The 19614-nt window shown below is 33.8% G+C and carries 18 protein-coding genes; 8 read left to right on the top strand and 10 right to left on the bottom strand.

Going from position 1 to position 19614, the window contains the following annotated elements; genetic code table 11:
- The first annotated feature begins 498 nt into the window (after positions 1 to 498).
- From B6D18_RS10055 to B6D18_RS10045, 3 genes are all read left to right on the top strand, one after another.
- Entirely contained in the window at positions 499 to 705 is a 207-nt protein-coding gene (locus tag B6D18_RS10055; RefSeq protein ID WP_065578823.1) for a hypothetical protein, read from the top strand.
- A 418-nt stretch (positions 706 to 1123) separates the two neighbouring features.
- Positions 1124 to 3037, top strand: a complete 1914-nt coding sequence (locus tag B6D18_RS10050) for an enterotoxin (RefSeq protein ID WP_086364332.1) — start codon at positions 1124 to 1126, stop codon at positions 3035 to 3037.
- Positions 3038 to 3534: 497 nt separating this feature from the next.
- The gene (locus B6D18_RS10045) at positions 3535 to 3969 is read left to right on the top strand and encodes a hypothetical protein (RefSeq protein ID WP_086364331.1); all 435 of its coding nucleotides are present in this window, start codon (positions 3535 to 3537) and stop codon (positions 3967 to 3969) included.
- A gap of 152 nt (positions 3970 to 4121) precedes the next feature.
- Here the strand turns inward: B6D18_RS10045 and clcA are convergent, their stop codons facing one another.
- The 7 genes from clcA to nikA form a co-directional block, all read right to left on the bottom strand.
- On the bottom strand, positions 4122 to 5516 hold the full coding sequence (gene clcA, locus B6D18_RS10040; RefSeq protein ID WP_216818946.1) for a H(+)/Cl(-) exchange transporter ClcA: 1395 nt from the start codon (positions 5514 to 5516) through the stop codon (positions 4122 to 4124).
- A gap of 131 nt (positions 5517 to 5647) precedes the next feature.
- On the bottom strand, positions 5648 to 6973 hold the full coding sequence (locus tag B6D18_RS10035) for an MATE family efflux transporter (protein WP_086364329.1): 1326 nt from the start codon (positions 6971 to 6973) through the stop codon (positions 5648 to 5650).
- Between the two features lie 3 nt (positions 6974 to 6976).
- Positions 6977 to 7756, bottom strand: coding sequence for an ABC transporter ATP-binding protein (locus B6D18_RS10030; RefSeq protein WP_086364328.1), 780 nt, complete (start codon positions 7754 to 7756; stop codon positions 6977 to 6979).
- On the bottom strand, positions 7756 to 8622 hold the full coding sequence (locus B6D18_RS10025; RefSeq protein ID WP_086364327.1) for an ABC transporter ATP-binding protein: 867 nt from the start codon (positions 8620 to 8622) through the stop codon (positions 7756 to 7758). The genes B6D18_RS10030 and B6D18_RS10025 overlap by 1 nt, the downstream gene beginning before the upstream one ends.
- On the bottom strand, positions 8615 to 9442 hold the full coding sequence (opp1C, locus tag B6D18_RS10020; protein ID WP_086364334.1) for a nickel/cobalt ABC transporter permease: 828 nt from the start codon (positions 9440 to 9442) through the stop codon (positions 8615 to 8617). Before opp1C ends, B6D18_RS10025 begins: the two co-directional genes overlap by 8 nt.
- Positions 9443 to 9444: 2 nt before the next feature.
- Positions 9445 to 10389, bottom strand: coding sequence for a nickel/cobalt ABC transporter permease (opp1B, locus tag B6D18_RS10015; RefSeq protein WP_086364326.1), 945 nt, complete (start codon positions 10387 to 10389; stop codon positions 9445 to 9447).
- A gap of 23 nt (positions 10390 to 10412) precedes the next feature.
- Complete coding sequence (gene nikA / locus B6D18_RS10010) at positions 10413 to 11978, bottom strand: nickel ABC transporter substrate-binding protein (protein WP_086364325.1); 1566 nt, start codon at positions 11976 to 11978, stop codon at positions 10413 to 10415.
- A 278-nt stretch (positions 11979 to 12256) separates the two neighbouring features.
- Between nikA and rhlE the strand changes: the two genes are divergently transcribed.
- Together rhlE and B6D18_RS10000 are read left to right on the top strand one after the other, a co-directional pair.
- A complete protein-coding gene (rhlE, locus tag B6D18_RS10005) occupies positions 12257 to 13561 on the top strand; it encodes an ATP-dependent RNA helicase RhlE (RefSeq protein WP_086364324.1) in 1305 nt (434 codons plus the stop codon).
- A gap of 26 nt (positions 13562 to 13587) precedes the next feature.
- Positions 13588 to 13929, top strand: a complete 342-nt coding sequence (locus tag B6D18_RS10000) for a YggL family protein (protein WP_065651175.1) — start codon at positions 13588 to 13590, stop codon at positions 13927 to 13929.
- Between the two features lie 67 nt (positions 13930 to 13996).
- Here the strand turns inward: B6D18_RS10000 and B6D18_RS09995 are convergent, their stop codons facing one another.
- Positions 13997 to 15616: an ABC-F family ATPase gene (locus B6D18_RS09995; RefSeq protein WP_371328896.1), complete on the bottom strand. Its 1620-nt coding sequence runs from the start codon at positions 15614 to 15616 to the stop codon at positions 13997 to 13999.
- Between the two features lie 222 nt (positions 15617 to 15838).
- Between B6D18_RS09995 and B6D18_RS09990 the strand changes: the two genes are divergently transcribed.
- Complete coding sequence (locus tag B6D18_RS09990) at positions 15839 to 16528, top strand: hypothetical protein (RefSeq protein ID WP_086364323.1); 690 nt, start codon at positions 15839 to 15841, stop codon at positions 16526 to 16528.
- A 114-nt stretch (positions 16529 to 16642) separates the two neighbouring features.
- Entirely contained in the window at positions 16643 to 17500 is an 858-nt protein-coding gene (locus B6D18_RS09985) for a carboxylate/amino acid/amine transporter (RefSeq protein WP_086364322.1), read from the top strand.
- Between the two features lie 7 nt (positions 17501 to 17507).
- On the opposite strand, the gene B6D18_RS09980 is transcribed toward B6D18_RS09985, so the two are convergent.
- The gene (locus B6D18_RS09980) at positions 17508 to 18467 is read right to left on the bottom strand and encodes an AEC family transporter (protein WP_158092571.1); all 960 of its coding nucleotides are present in this window, start codon (positions 18465 to 18467) and stop codon (positions 17508 to 17510) included.
- 14 nt (positions 18468 to 18481) lie between these two features.
- Positions 18482 to 19255: a peroxide stress protein YaaA gene (gene yaaA, locus B6D18_RS09975; protein WP_086364320.1), complete on the bottom strand. Its 774-nt coding sequence runs from the start codon at positions 19253 to 19255 to the stop codon at positions 18482 to 18484.
- Between the two features lie 76 nt (positions 19256 to 19331).
- Here yaaA and B6D18_RS09970 point away from each other — a divergent pair, with 76 nt between their 5' ends.
- Positions 19332 to 19559: a YccJ family protein gene (locus B6D18_RS09970; RefSeq protein WP_086364319.1), complete on the top strand. Its 228-nt coding sequence runs from the start codon at positions 19332 to 19334 to the stop codon at positions 19557 to 19559.
- Positions 19560 to 19614 lie beyond the last annotated feature (55 nt).

The raw sequence follows: 19614 nt of genomic DNA, 5'->3' as shown, positions 1-19614 counted from the left end.
ATGTTAGTAATGGTTATGATGATATAGGATTCATCATTGCGATGTTCATTCCTGCACTCGGTTGTTTTTTCGGTTACATTATTTTAGTTTTGATTAAAATATTAAGATGTTTATATTATTTTTTTCTTGTTAAACAAGCCAATAACTCTTATAAGTAAAATAGAATATTTTAAAAAAGTCTTTTAAAAAATTAGTTGAATTTTATTAGGTATTTGTCAGTCATTTTAAAATGATTGAGTACCTTTTCTCATTTGTTATTTGTTAATTGCTTCTAATATGCCATTATTATCAATTTGAGATAAGACAGAATTACGTTGCTTATTTTATCGTGTATTTAAACTTAAAAATCTAATTTTTTTATATTTTAACGCTTTTTTAGCGAAGATATTGAGAGATTTATTCAATCTTGACTTGATTTTTGTTTCAATCAGCGTTTATATATAACTGTAATAAGCAAATCGGCTTATTATTTATAACATTTTACTGGAGGAGCTTATAATGGTACAAAAATTTGCTGCATACGGTAGTGATGTTTCAGCTGGCACTTATAAATGTGCTGATTGTGGCTATGTATATTCAAACCAAAGTAAAAAATCGTTACCCCCTTGTCCTGATCATAATAAAAAACCACATAGTAAGAATGGTTGGTATGTGGTGAGTGGTCAAGGTGATTCAGTAAAAGATCCTCATCATACTAAAAAATAGTACTCGTTCTATGTTGTAACTTTGAAAGGTAACACTTAGTGTTACCTTTTTGGTTATTAGCCATTATTATTAAATTTTATTATTCAGTTTTTGTTTTTTGCCAATAACTTTATTTTAAAATTGTGATCTTTATCACGTTGAAAAATAAAAGCAATGTCTCGTCTATTGCTAAACCTACCTTTCACTATTACTTATGGCTAATTGAGAAATGACTTGATTTATGGTAATAAAAAATTAGTTGTAATCAATTTCAATCAAATATATCTCTTTCACTACAAAGTAAATTTAGTCATTTTTTGGCAATTTTGCAATTCTAATAAACTGCCAAGAAGATCACAATTTCATTAGTATTTGATGCTTATACTAAGTCTAATATGAGCTTATGGAAATAAAATTGTTTATCCTTCAGGAGGTAATAATGAAAAAAAATATGAAAAAATTGGTTGTGTTAGGCGTGTTATCTGCATTGTGTTTACCAACGGGAGCTGCTTGGGCCAAAGATTATCAGTTATCAGGAAAAAATGCTCAAGTTAAATTGGCTAAGGATGACAGTCAAAATAGTATTACGGCACTAAATATTATCAATCCAGTCACTAATGATTCAGTAAAAATTGAAACCTTGTTTGAAATTGTTTTAGCATCTGGGGCTAAGTTAACCGATAAAGATTTTTCACTGGATAAAGTTCAACAACAAGATACAGGCATGACATTAAATTACACTGGTCATGATATGTCGATTGAAACTGTCGTTAATCTAAATGATGATAAACATTTTGCGAGTTATGAATTAAGAATCACACCTAAAAATAAAGCACTTTCAATGTCATCAGTTTCATTAATGCCATTCCATTCACAGGCACCATTTGTGTATGGTTCAGTAGTAAGTTCACCGATTATTAGTGATACTTTTTTTATCATTCCAGAAAATCCACTAACCAATACAGTTGCTTATGAAGGCGGTGTATCACAAAAAATTCCACAAGCTATACCATTGCAAGCTGAACACACTTTAAGTTATAAAACTTATATTGGTACTTATGAAAAAGGTCAGTTAAGACGTAACATTAATCAGTTTATTGATAGTGTTCGTCAACGCCCATATAGTCCATATTTACACTATAATTCATGGCTTGATATAGGATTCTTTAATCCTTATACCGAAAAAGAGGCTTTATTAAGAATTGATCAATATGGTGAGGAGTTGGTAAAAAAACGTCAGGTAAAATTGGATGGATATTTATTTGACGATGGTTGGGATAATCTAAAAGGAAACTGGGGATTTAGTGCGAATTTCCCTAATGAATTTAATAATTTGAAAACAGCTTCGGATAAATATCAAACGGCACTCGGTATTTGGCTATCACCATGGGGCGGTTATAATAAACCACGTGATAAACGCGTTGCTAATGCGCCTGAATTTGGTTATGAAACTATGGATGGTAAATTAGCCTTATCAGGGCCAAATTATTATACTAACTTCCATAAACGAATCCTCGAATTGATTAATAATCAAAACATAACTATGTTTAAACTTGATGGAACGGGTAATGCTGATAAGGTTATAGCGGGTAGCCAATTTACTAGTGATTTTGATGCTGCTATCCATTTAATTGAAGACATGCGCAGTGCTAACCCAAATCTCTACATCAATTTAACCACCGGTACTCAAGCAACGCCATCATGGTTATTCTATGCCGATTCAATATGGCGAGGAGGGGATGATGTTAACTACTATGGACCTGGTAGCAAAGTACAACAGTGGTTAACTTATCGCGATGCTGAGACTTATCGTTCTATAGTTCTAAAAGGTCCGTTATTCCCGCTTAACTCCTTAATGTTACATGGTATTGTCTATGCAAAACAGGCGAAAAATCTTGATCAAGAAAGTGAAACAGATTTTGCTGATCAGGTCTGGAGTTACTTTGCAACAGGTACTCAATTGCAAGAGATGTATATTACACCAGAGTTATTAACGAGCCAAAATTGGGATACGCTAGCTACAGCAGCAAAATGGGCTAGAACCAATAAAGATGTTTTATTTGACAGCCACTGGATAGGTAAAGACCCGACAAAATTAGGTGTATATGGTTGGGCAGGTTGGAGTAAAAATAAAGCAATCATCACTTTACGTAATCCATCTGATAAACAGCAAGTTTACTATCTAGATTTGCAAAATGATTTAGAATTACCGACAAATGCAACTGACCGTTTTCAAATTAAAATTGATTATGCCAGTAAAATACATGCTAAGAAACCAACAACTATTTCGAAAACAGCGATGTTAACACTTAAGCCTTTTGAAACAGTTATTATGTCATTAACTCCACAATAACCTATAAAGTGCCTTACCATGACAAGGTAAGGCACTTAATTTTCTGCGATTTTATTTGCAATTATGTTTACTATTAATCGATGAATTTAGTAAATAAATTCTTCAAAAGAATTTAACTTATTCTAAATAACCTATATATTCAAGTATCTCAAAATTAAAGCTTAATAATAGCCAAATCTAATTAAAATTAATTGGTTATTTTAATTGAACAATTATTAAGATTAGATAAATTTTTGATGATTAACTGTCATGAATGATAAAGGTAGACCAAGTTGAAATGGTCAATATTTGTTTTGATTGATTCAAATTCCTACAATAAATTGCTAAGTTGGCTTTTTTTATCAAAAATATTGTGTAAGATAACAGTTAATTTTATTAACCCATATTATTAAGATTATTAACTAAATTAAAATATTTAAGATAACTATAAAAATCTAGTTATTTATCAATAGTTTTGATTGAAAATAGAGTTATAAGATATAGAGCAAGGAAATATCATGAAAAATGTTGTTAAATTGGCTGTAATGCTTTCAAGCCTTTTTATGTTTACGACTGTACATGCCGCTGAAGTCGATAAAAATACTGGCGTAAAGGTATCCAAAGCATTAGCAGATAGCGCAAAACGCTCATTATTAGGAGAAAAAGGTAAGTTTCCTATTCAAGCAGAGGCGGGTTATGAGGTCACCAATATTACCGCAAACCTTAATAATGTTGTTTTTGAATATAAAATGCCTTCAGATAGCCAAAACACGCCTTTGAATGATTTTATGGAAAATGTTAGATTAGGGCTTTATAGTCAATTTTGTGATAAATCTGATATTGTGAATGTTCTAAAAACTTATGACATTCGTTTTATTTTTCGTTTTCAGTTTACCGATGATCGTAATATTCCTACTACTTTATCAATCGATGAAATCTGTGAATTAGAATAAATTATTCAAAGAATATTCGTTTTTGGGCAAATTTTAGTAATGAATTGAAAAATTGAGCGATTATTTTTGATTCATTACTAAATTATTAATTTAACTAAAATCTTATTATTTTTACAATCATCCTTAATTGATGGTTTGATGATATTTTTATTTTAGGGATTACTGACCGTGAGCGAAGTAGCGTTATCTGGTTGAACTTTATTTCTTAATAAAATTTTTGCCAAAATAGACGTATATAGTGGCATTCCTCCTAGCGCTTGGGCTATGAGCGTTGCACCTAAGCAAGTAATAATCATTGGTAAAATAAGCTGATAGTTATCGGACATTTCCATTACCAAGACAATCCCTGTAAGTGGCGCCCGTACAGTTGCCGCAAATAATCCACCCATCCCAATAATAGCGCAAGCACCGAGTTCAATATGATAATTAGGGTAAATTTGTTGCGCTATCACACCAAAAGCGATCCCAATCGTTGTCCCTAAGGCTAAGGTTGGGGCAAAGATGCCACCTGGAGCACCGGAACTAAAGCATAAAACGGTAGTGACAAAGCGCAAACATAAAATCATCATCAAACCATTAATTGCATAATTACCTGCAACCGCATTAGGAATAAAATCAAATCCACTTCCCGTTATTTCAGGAATCATAAAACTCATCACACCAAATAATCCTGCTAAGCAAAATCCAGTGATTACAAAGTAGTATTGATTAAATTGATAAAACTGTTTGAATCGCTCTTGTAAGGTTAATATGCACTTATTTGATAAAACACCAATAACGCCAAAGAATGTCCCTAACAAGAGATAAAGCCATAAAGATTCAATAGGAACAGCATTAAAGTGGCCGATCTGAAAGACTGATTCCTGATTATATAAAAATTGGTACATGATACTGGCCATAATCACGCCAACAAAAATAGCTTTTATTGAGGTCAAATTGTAGCGAAACTGTGGTCGCATCTCTTCAATAATAAACAGTATGCCTGCTAACGGCGCGTTGAATGCTGCAGTTATACCTGCAGCAGCTCCCGTTGCTAAAAAAGTATGTCGATAAGCTTTATTTTTAACTTTAAGCAGATCGGAGACCATGGCACCAATATTACCACCAAGTTGTACCGTAGGACCTTCACGACCTAGCACCATACCAGAGCCCAAAGCACCGATGCCACCAATAAATTTAACCGGTAAGACAGATCGCCAACGTACAGGACGCAAATCAAGCAATGCACCTTCAATTTCTGGTATACCTGAACCGCCTGATTCTGGTGCAAAACGTTTGACTAAATAGTAAGCTAACCCGCCCATTGTCCCTGTAATAGCAAAGATTAATAGATAATTAATTACTACATTGTCGATTAGATTAAATAATAATGTTTTACGCAGTGAGATTACCCAATTCACCGCATATTGGAATAATACGCCAACAATACCAGTAATAGTGCCAATAATACCGGCAACAATTAATACAATTAGTGGGGCTTTATCCTGAAAACTACGTATTTTATGATAAAGTTGAATTCTTTTTTTGATTGCAGAATAACTAGGCACAATATTGACTATAATTAGAATAATGAAGGCAAATTTTACGCCTGTTTAATTGAAAAAGATAGTTTCAAATTTGCGATAAAATCCTCGCTAATAGGTGAATTATTTAATTGAAAATCTGCGATAATTATCCATTAAGCAGTAATATAGCTGCGCGATTTTTTAATCCAAATAATTAAAAATATTGTTCGGCCAAAACTAAATAAACTGTAGGCCAGCCATAATCCATGATTTCCCCAAATTGGTACTGCAAAATATTGTGCTATCAACCAAAGCAATAACGCTAATAACATTGAATCACGGATTGATGAAGTGTAACTAATACCTGAAAAAACACCATAATAGATCAATCCACCCGCGGCAACGATAGGGAATATAATTAACCATGATTGATATTGCAGAGTAAGATTTATAATTTCCGTTTGATTAGTAAGTAGCTTGATAATTGAGGTGTCAAACGCCAACCAAATAGCAATTATTATAATTGGGCAAATAAAACAGGCTTGCAATGACCAGCGTAGAGTTTGGTTATAGAGATCCATATTTTGATTACCTTTCGCGCGACCACTAAATACACTTGATGCATTAGCAAAACCATCAAACAGATACGCCATCATGTAATGGATCTGGAATAAGACGGCATTAGCGGCCAATACTTCGGTATCGAATGTTGAGCCAATCGAAATAAAATGATTGGTGACGATTAATAAACAGATAGTCCTTATCATTAGATTGGTATTGACTAAAATGACTCCTTTTAATGATTGCCATGACAAAATTGCTTTTAAGTCGGTTTTTTGATGTGTTTTCGGTAGATATCGATAGATGAACAAAATCCCGATCAAAGAGCAACTTATTTGGGCGATTAACGTTGCGAATGCGACGCCTTTGATGTCCCAACGAAACCACCAGACAAAAAGCATCGCCATTATAATATTAAGTACATTGATGAAAACTTGTAAAAATAATACTGCTTTCAGTTTAGAGATACCCATTAACCAACCAACTAACACATAATTGATAAGTACAAAAGGTGCCCCCCAAATTAACACCGAAAAATAGCTATCAGCATAGTGTTGAACTTCTTGATTAGGATTAATGATCTGCATTGAAGCAGAAAAAATGAGCTTTTGAAAAATAATAAATACCAAACCTAAAAAAATCGCAATAAATAGGGGGCGAATAAGCGAAGATTTTAGTAACAATATGTTATCCAAGGCTTGGGCTGCAAAACCAGTGGTACTGACTCTTAAAAAGCCAAATAACCAGTAAATGGTATTGAATATTACTGTTCCAATGGCAATGCCAGCAATAAAAGCTGGATTAGGTAAATGACCAACTAAAGCGGTATCAACAACGCCAAGCAGGGGAGTGGTAATAGTTGACAGTACAAAGGGGACCACCAATTTAAGATAATCGCTAAACTGATATTGTTGATTTGATGTTGATGAGTTTGCCATTTTTTAAAAACCTAAAACTGATTCGAGAAGTTGGATAGAGTAAGGGTTTTTGACTTGATTAAGTTTATCTATACTATCAATATATTCAATGATCTCACCTTTATAAAAAAATGCCACTTTGTTACAAAGATAAGTAATGGTCGTTAGGTCATGGGTGATAAAAATACTGGTAAGATTGAGTTGCTTTTGTAAATCGGCAAGTAGTGACAATATTTGGGTTTGTACTGAGATATCTAATGAACTCACAGCTTCATCAAATAAGATAAATTGCGGAGAGCAGGCAATTGCTCTGGCAATGCAAACACGCTGTAATTGACCACCACTCATTTGGTGAGCAAAACGATGATAATAAGAGCTGTCTAAACCGACTTGTTCTAATAAAGCGTTAATACGCAGCTTACGGTCATCTTTGGCTAGTTTTTCGTAGATGTCAATCGGTTCAGCAATGATTTGGGCGGCAGTAAAATACGGATTGACTGAAGCATTATAATCTTGAAATACCGCACTGATATCTTTACGCATAGCTGACTTTTTCCATGCCCGTTTAGCTATATCTTGGCCATTAAAATAGATATTACCACTATCAGGTTTTTCTAAACCTAAAATCAGTTTACCTAATGTGCTTTTACCACTACCACTTTCGCCAATAATGCCAAGACATTCACCTTGTTTTAGCTCAAATGAAACGCCATTGATAACGGTATTCTTTTTTCGGCTAAACAGATTCTGATTCGGCTGTAAAAAAGACTTTTTTATATTTTCAACTTGTAATAACGGTGGCATTAAGTTGTCTCCGTGATCAAATTTCGATTATTGAAACCAATGATAGCATTGAACTTATTTAATAACTGTTTACGTGTATCTATCAAGTAACGAGTATAGTCATGTTGAGGATGGTAAAAAATTTGTTCACGACTACCCGATTCCACAATCTTTCCTTTATTCATCACAATAATATCATCAGCAATATGATGAATCACACCTAAATCATGAGAGATAAAAATCACGGTTGTTTTCGAGTTTTGTTTTATCTCGGTAAACATTTTTAAAATATGAAATTGGCTAATTGAATCTAGTGCTGTAGTGGGTTCATCAGCAATAATGAGTTCCGGTTCAAGTATCAATGCCAAACCAATCATTATCCTCTGTAACATGCCACCACTTAATTGATGAGGATATTTTTTATAGATCTCGTGTGGATTATTAAGGCCAATGTTTTCAATCATTTCTAACGCTTTTGTCATGGCTTGCTTTTTGTTAATAACTTGATGTGATTGTAGTGTTTCAACGACTTGCTTGCCAATACAATATAGCGGATCGAAGGCACTCATAGGATGTTGTAGTATTATCGAAATTACCTTACCACGTATCTGCTTTAAGGTCTGTTTATTTTGTTGTAATAGATCACCATTATTAGCTAAGGTTAGTTTAGCTTGTTGTGGCTTAAATAATATTTGACCTGACACATTAAAATAGGGCTCTAACAATCCGATAATGGCTTTACATGTTAAACTTTTGCCACTGCCACTTTCACCAACGATACCTAAACATGAATGACGATTAATTTTAAATGAGACATCATCTAATAGCTTGTTACCATTGTCGAGGGTAACTGTAAGTTTATTCACTTCTAATAGCGAGCTACTCATGCTTTTGGTCCTTTGGATCTAAAATATCTCTTAAACAATCACCTAACATATTAAATGCTGCAACGACAATTAAAATTGCGATACCAGGAAAGACCATCTGCATCGGATGTTGGGTCATGACATTTTTCGCTTCGCTTAACATTAACCCCCACTCGGCAGTAGGTGCTTGAACACCTAATCCAATAAAGGATAGTGCTGAGATATTTAAGATTACCCAACCTGTATCTAAAGTTGCTAATACCACCAGCTCTGACATAACATTAGGTAATAAATGACGGCAAATAATAAACGAATGTGGTGCGCCAATTGCGCGTGAAAAAAGAATATAATTTTTTCGGCTATATTTGATGACTGAACTACGAATCATGCGGCTATACCATGCCCATTTAACCACAATATTGGCTATAATGACGTTTTCAATACCTACGCCTAACACACCAACAATCGCTAAAATCATTACTTGACTAGGAAACGACAGCATAATGTCACAAAGGCGCATGATGCATTCATCAAGTTTGCCTCGTTGATAACCTGAGATAAGGCCGATCAGACTACCAACTACGATAGTGATGCTCATGGTAAGTAAGGATAAAAATAGGGTAGAACGGATACCATAAAGCAAACGCGATAAAATATCGCGACCAAGATGATCACAACCAAGCCAATGTTGGCTAGACATGCTGGCATATTTACGCACTATACGAACTTTATTAGGATCATACGGTGCGATATAAGGTGCTAAAATACCTAATATAACGATTGTGGTGATGATGATTAAACAGATTAAAGCTGTTTTATTGTTAATTAGTTGTTTAGTTATATTCATACGGCACCACCATTATCTCGTAATCGTGGATCTAACCATTGATGAATGATATCAACAATAAAATTACAAACTACAAATAAAATAGCCATGATAAGAATATAAGCTTGAATGACTGGATAATCACGGTTCATGATAGCCGCAATACATAAACGCCCCAGTCCCGGCCATGAAAAGATATATTCGACGACAAAAGATCCAGCTATTAATTGCGGAATAGTCATGCCTAAAGCAGTGATAGTGGTATGCAGAGAATTAATTAACACGTGTTTAACAATTATCGTTGTTTCTTTTAAACCACGGCTACGAGCATAAAATACCGAATAATTATGCATATTTTCCAACATATTATTACGGATAAAACGAATATAAGTTGAGATATAGACAAACGATAACGTTAAAGTTGGTAAAATGAGATTTTGCCATGTTCCGTAACCGTTGGTTGGTAGTAAATCTAAATAATTGGCAAACAGCCAAATAAATAGTAAACCTAACCAATAACTAGGCATAGCAGTACCTAGGAAGATAATGATACGAACAATATGATCGAATGCTGAATTGGCAAAGATGGCACATAAAACACCTAAAATTAAACTGATAATAAGTGTAAATGCGAATGCCGACATCGCTAAAATTAGTGTCGGAATTAAACAGCGGATCATTTCATCCCAAACAAATCTATCTCGATGAATAAATGAACGACCAAAATCAAGATGTAAAACATCATATAGCCAAATAAAATAGCGTTCTAAGAAAGGTTTATTTAACCCCAATTCTTGACGCATACTTTCAATGGCATCTGGCGTTGGCATGATTTCGTTTAAGCGTAATGCAACTTCAGCAGGATCGGAAGGGGCTAAATTAATAAGAAAAAAAGCGATAAAAGAGATACCGAATAATATCGGTATCATCATGGTTAAACGTTTAATAATATAATTTAACATTATTCGTCAATAATATTAGTTTATTAAAAATGCATTTTCTCAAATGGAATATCAAATTGAGAAGGAGCGAATTCAATTCCTTTTAATGATTTAACGGCAATAGCACGATTACGTTCATAAGTTAATGGGATATAAACGGCCTGATTGTGCAGCGTTTCTAGTACATAACGAAATAGGTCTTGCCGTTCTTTTTCATCAGTTGAAATTAATGCTTTACTAATACTCGCATCAATTTGTGGCTTTTCTTTCAACCCTTGTTGCGCCATATAATCACCATAAACCGGTAATTTCATTCCTGATAAAAATGATTGTGGATCATATGGTGTTCCCCATGAAATATCGAATACCATATCAAAATCACCCGCTTTTTGGCGATCACGATAACCTTGCTCTTCTTCACCATGGATATTGAGCTTTAATCCCACTTGTTCAAATTCGTCTTGCATATATTGCGCAATGGTTTTTTGAGAGGCAGTATTACTATCATAATAAAGAGTGATCTCAAATGGTTTACCCTCTTTTTGGCGATAATCTTCACCTTTAACTTTTAGCCAACCAGCTTTATCAAGTAGTGTTTCAGCTAATTTTGTATCGTAGATATAAGGTTTTAAACCAATGTTGGCATAAGGAATATTGGTTGCCATCAATGTATCCGCTGGTGCTTCGCTATTATTAAAAATACCTTCTGAGATATCTTTCTTACTGATAATATGTTCAATAGCTTGGCGGACATTAACATCACTCAATTGGCTTCTTGTCGTATTCATTAAAACAATTCGACTGGAAACTGGTTTCGACATTAAGGTTTGAAACTTATTCATGCTAGAAAAACGCTCAAATGAATCAGCATCAACCATATTTTTACCATAAATCAGATCTATTTCACCTTTTTCAAGGGCCATTAGTCGACTTTGATTATCTGCGATTACTTTCATGGTCACTTTTTTCAGTAACGGCTTAGTTCCCCAATAAGTTGGATTGGCATTAAATACAGCATACTGATCTTTCTTATGATCACCTAAAACATATGGGCCGGTACCAATATAAGATTTCACGCCATTTTTAGTTTCACCATCAATCATGGAATTTGGGGAAATAAATCGCATAGGGCGAGTGACGGCAATTTCAATCATGAATGGATAGTAAGGCTCAGAAAGATTAACCTCAAGAGTATAATCATCGACTGCTTTGACTTCGGTTATTAAACGCACCATTTCTAACCAAGTATGACGAACTTTGTTGGATAACACGGCATCCCAATTCAGTTTGGCACTGTGCGCATCAAATTTTGCTCCATCACTAAATGTGACGTCTTTTCTTAATTTAAAGGTGTAAGTTTTACCTTCGTTAGTAATAGTCCAGCTTTCTGCCAACCATGGAGAAAAAGTGCCATCTTCATTATAGTGAACTAATGATTCATACAACATATTTTGCGCCCACATTTCACCTGAATATAAATGTGGATTTAAATCACGAATATCACGAAAGTTTGCGAAAGTAATATCATCTTTGGCTAAACAATTTAAACTAAAGCAACTTAACATTAAGAAGATAAATAATTTTTTTAAATGAGGGAAGTTAAAAGACATATCTATTCCATGAAATAATTATGTTTTGGGCTTGCAACAATACAATAAATGATAATGATAATCAATATCATTTTTCCAATCTACCTAAAAAATGAGCAATATATTATGAACATATTTTAAGCGATGAATAACTCTATACTTTATAAGGTTATTCCCTAAAATAGTAACATATATTAAATAACTAGCAATGAAAAGATAAAATAATCAGACAATTATTATTAAATTGCTTTATAATGTTGGTGATTATTTATTTTTTTCGATTATTTAGGAATCATTACATGTCATTTGACTCTCTTGGCTTAGATGCCAAGATATTAAAAGCTATTGAAGAACAACACTATACCGATCCTACTCCCATCCAACAACAAGCTATTCCCGTAATATTGTCTGGTAAAGATTTAATGGCTAGTGCCCAAACCGGTACCGGTAAAACCGCAGGTTTTGGTCTACCCATTTTACAAAAATTGCATCAAATGCAATTAAGAAATTCAGCTAAATCAGAACCGAGAAAAGGCAAACGCCCTTTATATGCATTAATTTTAGCACCAACACGTGAACTTGCAGCGCAAATTGGTGAAAATATTCGTGATTATAGTCGTTATTTATCTATTCGATCATTAGTGGTATTTGGTGGTGTTAGTATCAATCCACAAATGATGAAACTTCGTGGTGGGGTGGATATTTTAATTGCCACACCAGGACGATTATTAGATTTAGTACAGCAAAATGCTGTCGATCTTTCGCCGGTAAAAATTTTAGTTCTGGATGAGGCCGATCGTATGTTAGATATGGGCTTTATCCATGATATCCGTCGTGTGATCGCTAAATTACCGAAAAAACGCCAAAATTTACTTTTTTCTGCCACCTTTTCTGACGAGATAAAAGGATTAGCGAATACCATCTTAAATTCGCCTGAATCTATTGCTGTGGCGAAAACCAATAGTGCATCTGAGCAAATTACGCAATATGTGCATCGGGTAGATAAGCGTCGTAAGCGTGAATTACTCTCTTATTTAATTGGCAAAAATCAATGGCAACAGGTGTTAATTTTTACTCGAACCAAGTATGGTGCTAATCATCTAGCGGAACAGTTAACCAAAGATGGCATTAAAGCTTCAGCAATTCATGGTAATAAGAGTCAGGGAGCCAGAACGAAAGCGTTAGCTGATTTTAAGTCGGGACAAATACGAGCATTAGTCGCTACAGATATTGCCGCCAGAGGATTAGATATTGAGTTATTACCTTATGTTATTAATTATGAGTTGCCACAAGTAGCAGAAGATTATGTTCATCGAATTGGTCGAACAGGGCGAGCGCAAAATCAAGGTCAAGCTATATCGCTAGTTTGTATTGATGAACTTCCTCAATTAAAATCAATTGAGAAATTGCTTAGAAAGCCGATTCCAGAAATTTTTACTCAAGGATTTGAAGTCGATCCTAGAATTAAAGCGGAGCCAGTCAAAAAAGCGCCAGCAAAACGTGCTCCAACAAAAAGAAGAAGTGCTGATAAATCTCGAACTTCTAAAAATCATCAGAATAGTATGAAGCAATCCAATCATCATACATATTCTAAAACTAACTAAATTATTTAAAGCAGAAGGATATTATTATGGCTAAGGTTAATCGCAGTCGTCGTTTAAGAAAAAAATTACATATTGAAGAATTTAAAGAGTTAGGTTTTACTGTAAGCTGGTCATTTGACGAAGGGACTAATGAAGAAACCATCGATAACGTTGTCGATCAATTTATCGTTGAAGCGATACAAGCTAATGGTTTGGCTTACGAAGGAAGTGGTTATTTGACTTGGAAGGGGATTATTTGTACCCAGAAATTAGGTAACTGTACTGAAGAAGATCGTGACAATGTCACTAAATGGCTTGAGAGTCATGGTTTAAAAAATGTTAAAACCAGCGCTTTAATCGATATTTGGTGGGATGAATTAGATTTTTAATTCTTTATAACCAGCCAATAAAAATATAGCCACTTATGTGGCTATTTTTATTGATTTTTATGCAGCTTTATTCGATGCCTTGACTTCGCAAGTAATCTTCATAATTACCTGTATAATCAATCACTTTTTCTGGCGTGATTTCAATAATACGGCTAGCCAGTGAGCTGACAAATTCGCGGTCATGCGATACAAAAAATAACGTTCCTTGATAAAGCTCTAATGCCATATTTAATGATTCGATCGATTCCATATCAAGGTGATTAGTCGGTTCATCCATGACAATGATATTTGGTCGTTGCATCATCAATTTGCCAAACAGCATACGGCCTTTTTCACCACCAGATAGGACTTTAACTTGCTTTTTAATATCATCTTGGGAGAACAATAATCGACCTAAAATGCTTCGTACCGCTTGTTCATCATCATTAGGTTGTTTCCATTGACTCATCCATTCAAATACAGTTAAGTCTTGTTCAAACTCATATTCATGATCTTGCGCATAATAACCAATATTGGCATTTTCTGACCATTTAATATCACCTTGTTCTGGTGTTAATTCATTCATCAAGGTTTTGAGTAGGGTTGTTTTACCGATACCGTTAGTCCCTAAAATTGCTACTTTTTCGCCAACTTCGACCATGAGATTAAGATTTTTAAATAAAGGACCATTGTCGAAACCTTTAGTGAAGTTTTCTACCACTAGTGCATTACGAAATAGTTTTTTATCTTGCTCAAAGCGAATAAATGGGTTTTGTCGGCTAGATGCCTTGACTTCTTCCAGTTTTATTTTTTCAATTTGTCTAGCTCGAGATGTTGCTTGTTTTGATTTAGCGGCATTAGCACTAAAGCGACTGACGAAGGATTGTAATTCACTTATTTGTGCTTTCTTTTTCGCATTATCAGCTAATAAACGTTCTCTTGCTTGAGTAGCGGCAGTCATATAATCATCATAATTGCCAGGATAAATACGAAGTTCACCATAATCCATATCGGCCATATGAGTACAGACCATGTTAAGAAAATGGCGATCATGCGATATGATGATCATCGTGCTTTCACGTTCATTTAAGGTATCTTCCAACCAACGGATAGTATCAATATCTAAGTTATTGGTTGGTTCGTCGAGTAATAAAATATCCGGATTCGAAAATAGTGCTTGGGCTAATAATACCCGTAGTTTCCAACCTGGTGCAATTTCGCTCATTAGACCATAATGTTGTTCGATAGGAATACCAACTCCAAGCAATAATTCACCAGCTCTCGCCTCCGCACTATAACCATCCATTTCGGCATATTGGGTCTCTAAATCAGCGACTTTAAAACCGTCTTCCTCACTCATTTCTGCTAACGAGTAAATGCGATCACGCTCTTGCTTGATTTGCCATAATTCTGTATGCCCCATAATTACGGTATCGAGAACAGTAAACTCCTCGAAAGCAAATTGATCTTGGCGTAATTTACCCAGTCTTTCATGTGGATCAAGCGATACATTGCCTGAAGTTGGCACTAAATCGCCACCAATAATTTTCATAAAAGTGGATTTACCACTCCCATTAGCACCAATTAATCCATAACGATTACCATTACCAAATTTGACAGAAATATTTTCAAATAGTGGCTTACTGCCGAATTGCATTGTGATATTATTTGTACTTAACACTAAGCTTTTCTCTCGTTTTTTATACATTTTGCCTTAAAGATATCGATCATTTTAAGCAAAACCGTTGAAATGTGAATTGGCGTACATTATGCCATAAAATGACTTTTTTGAGGATCTTTGATTTGTTAAACTATATGAGTAATCTGTTAGACTATATGTCTTAAGATAGGCTTTATTTATATTACGATTTACTAATTTAGCTAATTAAATTTGTTAAAGATCGCTCTCAAAATTAGATAAGGATATTGCATGAAATCTTATTTCTTCGCTATCATGTTTTTTATGATTGGCAATATTGGTTTATGTGAAGCCACAAATTATAAGAATTTAAAATCTTGGCAATACTATGATCATGAAATTCCCCTAGAAGAAATTAGTGGTGATTCTTGGACATTTGATGATAATCAGATTAGTTGCGATTGGCAGCCAGATAAAGAGGTATATAATTGTCATGTAATTTATTTAAAGTCAAAGAAAAACTTTGATTTTTCAATAGCAATTCCTGATTTCTTAGACAGTACTTCATTCAATGCATATCTATACAAAAGCTCTGCAAATAATTTATTTAACGTGTTTCTTATTGAGGGTGAGTCTGAACGTGGTACAGCTGGTTACTATGTTTTAATCTTTGATAAAACTAAATTGGTTAATCATTTCTACCTTGATTATGGCAGAGCTGGTATCTATTCGTTTGACCAAGCTAAAAAATTATTACAGGATTCTAACGCTACAGATAATGAACAGTTATCAATATTGAATAACTATAGTACTGAAAATTTTGATGAAATTTATATTAATCCAAAATATTTTATTTCAATTTACAGCAAAGATAATAAGTTTTTGTTTAAAATTGCTAGAAAATATATGTGGAATCCTGACGATATTCCAATAACGGATGAAAATAAATATATCTATATTGAAAAAACAATCAATGAATAATTGGGTAAGAAATAATTATTGTCATGGTTGTAATCAATTAACATATCAAAAGGTTTACAACCGATATATGAATTGTTACCATGCCTGACTTTTTATTTTCGGTACAATTTTGCTATGTATTACCTTATTTTTGTCACCATTGTTTGGTCGTTTTCATTTAGTTTTATTGCAGTTTATTTAAGTGGTCAAGTTGATACTTGGTTTGCGGTAGTCATGCGCGTTTTGCTGGCTTTTATTACCTTTATTCCTTTTTTACGTTTTAAAAATGTCTCTGTAAAGCAGATGTTGCTTTTGATGGGAGTAGGCGCATGCCAATTAGGAATTATGTACTTCTTTTATTACAACTCATTCCAATATATTTCGGTACCAGAGGTTCTATTATTTACCATTTCAACACCAATTTATGTCACTATTATTTATGATTTACTGCAAGGGCATCGACTAAGACTTAATTATTTATTAACGGCCATTATAGCGGTAATTGGTGCGGCAATTATCCGTTATGACCACATCAGTCGTGATTTTATCATAGGCTTTTTATTAATTCAGGGTGCCAATATCGTCTTTGCTTTAGGACAAGTCGGCTATAAACGTATTATGGAACTCTATCCATTACCGCAACATCAAGCTTTTGCTTGGGTCTATTTTGGGGCAATAGTTGTAGCAACTATTGGTTGGCTATTATTTGGTAATGCTGACAAACTTCCTACCACTCAATTACAGTGGGGTATTATCATTTGGTTAGGTGTTGTGGCTTCGGGATTATGTTATTTCTTATGGAATTTAGGCGCGACTAAAGTCGATTCTGGTACATTGGCCATTATGAATAATTTGGTTATTCCGGCTGGTATTTTAGTTAATGTTGTTATTTGGCACCAATCAATAGATTGGGGCCGATTCATTATTGGTAGTGCAGTTATTGTTTTTGCTTTGATTTTACACCACAAATTCAAAAATTTTGCGGTGAAATAAGTTTATCTTAAGCAAAAGGTAACTGTAACATTATTGATAGAATTAACGGTGTTGTTATCGATGACAACGCCGTTGATATCAATAAGCTAGATGCGATAGGACCTTGTAAAACCTCAAACTGCCTTGCCATCATATAGCAATTTATGGCTATTGATACTGAACTTAATAATACGATAACTTGTAGCTCTAAAACAGATAATCCTAATAATTTACCAACAATATAAGTCGCAATTGGTAACACAAATAGCTTGATAATACAGATTGCTATAGTGATATGGAGATCATTACGAATTTTATATTCACCCAGCCCCATACCTAATACGATTAATGATAGCGGTGCGGTCATATCACTGACCATTTTGGTCGATTTTTCGATAAACATAGGTAAAGGTATACCGATGTAATTAACCGCTATCCCGACAAATATACCGATGATAATTGGATTTTTGGATACATTTTTAAAGGCTTTAATAAATCCTTTGCTTGAGAGTTTACCCATTTGCACAAATTCAATGGATACCGTTGCTAAAGTCCATAAAATTAAAGCATTAAATATTACGATAATGGCGACTATAGGAATCGCTTTTTCACCCAATAACATATTAATAATTGGAATACCAACAAATACCGTATTTGTGTAAATTCCACCCATAGCAAACATGGTACTTTCAGAACCATTAAGTTTAAAAAATTTAACCGCAATAAAGCAACTCAAGGCAAAAACAATAAATGAGCCACCAAAAAATACTAATAAAAGATTAATATCGATTTCTGAATGTTCAGAAAAGTGGCTCATAATTTGAAAGAGCATGATTGGGAAAGCAATATAAAAAGTGAATTTAGTTACACTGTCGGTTACCGTTTTTTGCCAACGGCCCATTTTTACAGCAATATAACCTAACAAAATTAAGATAAATAAAGGTAAGGTCGTTAAAAATTGCTGCCATAATGTGATTAAAAATTCCATCTTAATATATCTTTCTATGCATGTTTTCTGGTGAAGTACCATTCTAATTCAGTTGAGCGATGAGAATCAAATTGATAGCCATCTAAATTAAAACTTTTAATATCATTACAATTATTAATGTTATTTTTTATAATAAATCGACTCATTAATCCGCGCGCTTTTTTGGCGTAAAAGCTGATCACTTTATAATCATCTTTGCTTTTATCTAAAAATATCGGTTGAATAATTTTGCCATTTAGGTGTTTAACTTGTATAGCTTTAAAGTATTCATTAGAGGCTAAATTAATTAAGGTTGGTTGAGATGATTTTGCTAATTCTTCATTGAGTTTATTGGTTAAGCTTTCTCCCCAAAATTGGTAAAGATTAGTATTGTCACCATTTTTTAACCGGATACCCATTTCTAAACGGTAAGGTTGAATTAAATCAAGTGGTTTTAATAAACCATATAATCCAGACAGAATACGTAAATGCGATTGCGCAAATTGCAAATCACTATCAGTAAAATCTTCAACATGTAGACCTTCGTATACATCGCCTTTAAACGCTAGGATCGCTTGTCTGGCATTTTGTAAATTAAAATCAGAATGCCAATTTTGAAATCTTTCATAATTAACTGCCGCAAGTTTGGGGCTGATAGACATTAATTTAGCTAAATCATCGCTAGTTAGCTTTTTACAAACAGTAATAAGTTGTTTGGTTGAATCTAAACATTCTGGTAGGGTATGGGTTGTAGTGATTAATGGACTTTGATAGTCAAGGGTTTTGGCTGGAGAGATAATAGTTAGCATAAAAAGTGTTACCTATTGTGTTTTGTGCGAATTGGGTTTATTTTACCTGTAATCTTAGCAAATAAGGAGAATAAATATGAATAGTACCAAAAAAGAAATACATGATATTCGATCTTGGGCAAATATTCGTGAAACTTCTATCGAAATTGCCGAGGCTATTTTTGAATTAGCTAATGATGATGAAAAATTAGCAGAACAAATTTGGGAAGAAGGTAGCGATGAAGTATTACAACGCGCTTTCGCTAAAACTAAAGCTGATAAGCTCTTTTGGGGCGAACAGACCATTGAACGTAAAAACGTCTAATCTATATAATAAATCAATAAGTTAACTAAATTTATTGCTATCAATAGTATTGTGG

It is taken from the genome of Gilliamella sp. A7 (assembly GCF_002142015.1).
In the GTDB taxonomy this organism is placed as follows: Bacteria; Pseudomonadota; Gammaproteobacteria; order Enterobacterales; family Orbaceae; genus Gilliamella; species Gilliamella apis_A.
Note: the sequence above shows the minus strand (reverse complement) of the source record. Positions and strands in the feature narration are given on the sequence as shown.

Excerpts from the sequence above, each read along its gene's own strand:
- B6D18_RS10055 (WP_065578823.1), top strand. The coding sequence starts at position 499 with ATGGTACAAAAATTTGCTGCATACGGTAGTGATGTTTCAGCTGGCACT.
- B6D18_RS10050 (WP_086364332.1), top strand. The coding sequence starts at position 1,124 with ATGAAAAAAAATATGAAAAAATTGGTTGTGTTAGGCGTGTTATCTGCA.
- B6D18_RS10045 (WP_086364331.1), top strand. The coding sequence starts at position 3,535 with ATGAAAAATGTTGTTAAATTGGCTGTAATGCTTTCAAGCCTTTTTATG.
- B6D18_RS10035 (WP_086364329.1), bottom strand. The coding sequence starts at position 6,973 with ATGGCAAACTCATCAACATCAAATCAACAATATCAGTTTAGCGATTAT.
- B6D18_RS10030 (WP_086364328.1), bottom strand. The coding sequence starts at position 7,756 with ATGCCACCGTTATTACAAGTTGAAAATATAAAAAAGTCTTTTTTACAG.
- B6D18_RS10025 (WP_086364327.1), bottom strand. The coding sequence starts at position 8,622 with ATGAGTAGCTCGCTATTAGAAGTGAATAAACTTACAGTTACCCTCGAC.
- opp1B (WP_086364326.1), bottom strand. The coding sequence starts at position 10,389 with ATGTTAAATTATATTATTAAACGTTTAACCATGATGATACCGATATTA.
- nikA (WP_086364325.1), bottom strand. The coding sequence starts at position 11,978 with ATGTCTTTTAACTTCCCTCATTTAAAAAAATTATTTATCTTCTTAATG.
- rhlE (WP_086364324.1), top strand. The coding sequence starts at position 12,257 with ATGTCATTTGACTCTCTTGGCTTAGATGCCAAGATATTAAAAGCTATT.
- B6D18_RS10000 (WP_065651175.1), top strand. The coding sequence starts at position 13,588 with ATGGCTAAGGTTAATCGCAGTCGTCGTTTAAGAAAAAAATTACATATT.
- B6D18_RS09995 (WP_371328896.1), bottom strand. The coding sequence starts at position 15,616 with ATGTATAAAAAACGAGAGAAAAGCTTAGTGTTAAGTACAAATAATATC.
- B6D18_RS09990 (WP_086364323.1), top strand. The coding sequence starts at position 15,839 with ATGAAATCTTATTTCTTCGCTATCATGTTTTTTATGATTGGCAATATT.
- B6D18_RS09985 (WP_086364322.1), top strand. The coding sequence starts at position 16,643 with ATGTATTACCTTATTTTTGTCACCATTGTTTGGTCGTTTTCATTTAGT.
- B6D18_RS09980 (WP_158092571.1), bottom strand. The coding sequence starts at position 18,467 with ATGGAATTTTTAATCACATTATGGCAGCAATTTTTAACGACCTTACCT.
- yaaA (WP_086364320.1), bottom strand. The coding sequence starts at position 19,255 with ATGCTAACTATTATCTCTCCAGCCAAAACCCTTGACTATCAAAGTCCA.
- B6D18_RS09970 (WP_086364319.1), top strand. The coding sequence starts at position 19,332 with ATGAATAGTACCAAAAAAGAAATACATGATATTCGATCTTGGGCAAAT.